The organism is Bradyrhizobium sp. (assembly GCF_016462955.1).
In the GTDB taxonomy this organism is placed as follows: Bacteria; Pseudomonadota; Alphaproteobacteria; order Rhizobiales; family Xanthobacteraceae; genus Bradyrhizobium.
On record NZ_JAEMSD010000361.1, the window covers coordinates 2,417 to 4,468 of the forward strand.

3 protein-coding genes are annotated in these 2,052 nt (G+C 61.2%); 1 reads left to right on the plus strand and 2 read right to left on the minus strand.

The window, feature by feature from the left end; genetic code table 11:
- Positions 1–614 (minus strand): 7-cyano-7-deazaguanine synthase QueC (gene queC, locus JHD07_RS28155; RefSeq protein WP_291628056.1); only part of this gene is annotated, 614 nt, incomplete at its 3' end.
- Positions 615–740: 126 nt separating this feature from the next.
- Between queC and mazG the strand changes: the two genes are divergently transcribed.
- Positions 741–1,559: a nucleoside triphosphate pyrophosphohydrolase gene (mazG, locus tag JHD07_RS28160; protein WP_291628058.1), complete on the plus strand. Its 819-nt coding sequence runs from the start codon at positions 741–743 to the stop codon at positions 1,557–1,559.
- 33 nt (positions 1,560–1,592) lie between these two features.
- On the opposite strand, the gene JHD07_RS28165 is transcribed toward mazG, so the two are convergent.
- Positions 1,593–2,052 (minus strand): hypothetical protein (locus tag JHD07_RS28165; protein ID WP_291628060.1); only part of this gene is annotated, 460 nt, incomplete at its 5' end.

A 2,052-nucleotide genomic window follows, 5' to 3' on the forward strand; every position in this document is an offset into this window, starting at 1 on the left:
CCGAGATAGCAGGTGTGGGAGTGCTCGCGGATGAGATCGACGAGGCCGTCGCCGCCGAGGTCATGCGCGAGCTGCCAGGTCGCGGCCTTGTCGATCCACATCAATGGGGTGTGCAGCTCGAACTTTCTGGCCATGCCGAGCGAGAGAGCGGCCTGCATGGCGCGGATGGTCTCGTCGCGGCAATCGGGATAGCCGGAATAGTCGGTCTCGCACATGCCGCCGACGATATGGCTGATGCCGCGCCGATAGGCCAGCGCCGCAGCGAAGGTCAGGAAGACGAGATTGCGGCCGGGCACGAACGTATTGGGCAGCCCGTCCGCGCCCATCGCGATCGCGACGTCGCGCGTCAGCGCGGTCTCGGACACGGCCGCCAGCGTCGGGATCGACAGCGTATGGCTCTCGCCGAGCCTTGCGGCCCAATCCGCACGCAGGCCCTTGAGGCCCTCGAACAACCGATCGCGGCAGTCAAGCTCGACGGCGTGGCGCTGGCCGTAGTCGAACCCGAGCGTCTCTACGCGGGCGAAGCGGCTCAAGGCCCAGGCAAGGCAGGTGGTGGAATCTTGGCCACCGGAGAACAGCACCAGGGCGGTTTCGGAGGAAAATGCGTCACTCATGCCCCGCGCTTTAGCATTGCGTGAGGTGCCCGCCAATCGGTGGAAATCGGCCTGTTCCGCCTGCTTGCACTGGGATCGGCGACCCGCCTTTGGCATAAGGCTCCGGACCCAGGAGAGCGCCCCGCAATGACCCCTTCCCGCGACATTTCCCGCCTGATCGAGATCATGGCGGCGCTGCGCACGCCCGTGACCGGCTGTCCCTGGGACCTCGAGCAGGACTTTGCGACGATTGCGCCCTACACGATCGAGGAAGCCTATGAGGTGGTCGACGCCATCGCCCGCGGCGATCTCGACGATTTGCGCGAGGAGCTCGGCGATCTCCTGCTCCAGGTCGTCTACCACGCCCAGATGGCTGAGGAGCAGAACGCGTTCGATTTTGGTGACGTGGTCGAGGCCATCACACGAAAGATGATCCGGCGTCATCCGCATGTCTTCGCCGACAAGGACGGCAACCTTGCCTCGCATCACGTCAAGGAAGTCTGGGACCGCATCAAGGCCGAGGAAAAGGCCGAGCGCGCCGCGCGCCGGCCGCCGGAGGACATGCCGGCGCACAAATCCCTGCTGTCGGGTGTGAAGGCCGGCCAACCCGCGCTGACCCGCGCGATGGAGCTGCAGCGCAAGGCCTCCACCGTCGGCTTCGACTGGAACGACCCGCGCGCAGTGTTGCGCAAGATCCGCGAGGAAGCCGACGAGATCGAGGCCGCGCTCGACCGCAACGACAAGCAGGAGATTGCGGAAGAAACCGGCGACCTGATGTTTGCCCTCGTCAACCTCGCCCGCCATGTCGATGCCGACCCGGAAGGCGCACTTCGCGCGACCAATGCGAAGTTCGAAAAGCGGTTTGCCTATATCGAGCGTGCGCTGGAAGCACAGGGGCGGACGTTGGCGCAGGCCTCGCTGGAAGAGATGGATGCGCTGTGGAATGCGGCGAAACAACCGGAGTGATTTTACGTCCGGGACGACCTAACGCAGCAAACACTAACCGCTTCGTGGTCCAATACGACGGAAAGTAAGAGCACCTTTGAACGTTATCGAGCCTGTCTCCACCTCATGAATTAACTTTTCCATGCCTTTCAAATCTGGAATGCGGCGCGCCAAGTTAAGGACTGAGTTGTCGATGTCGTACCAGACCCCCTTCATTTCATCGATCTTGTCATTCTTGGAGCTGATGTTCAGAACGCCGAGGAATGGAAAGCGGGCAGTAGTAATTTGGTCTGGGCCGGAACCAATCGGTTCCCTTAAGGTGAGTTCATAATCATGAAAATAGATAAGCTTCTTGGGTTCGCCCGCAAACGCGATCATCACGTTTGTAATGTCCAAGGACTGGTCTGCAAATATGTCGCTGTCGGTAACGTCGAAATGTAGGATCAGTTTCCTACCTACGTCTTCGATCCCTATCGCGCAGTGTGTCACAACCTCGTCTTGCACGATTTGTGAA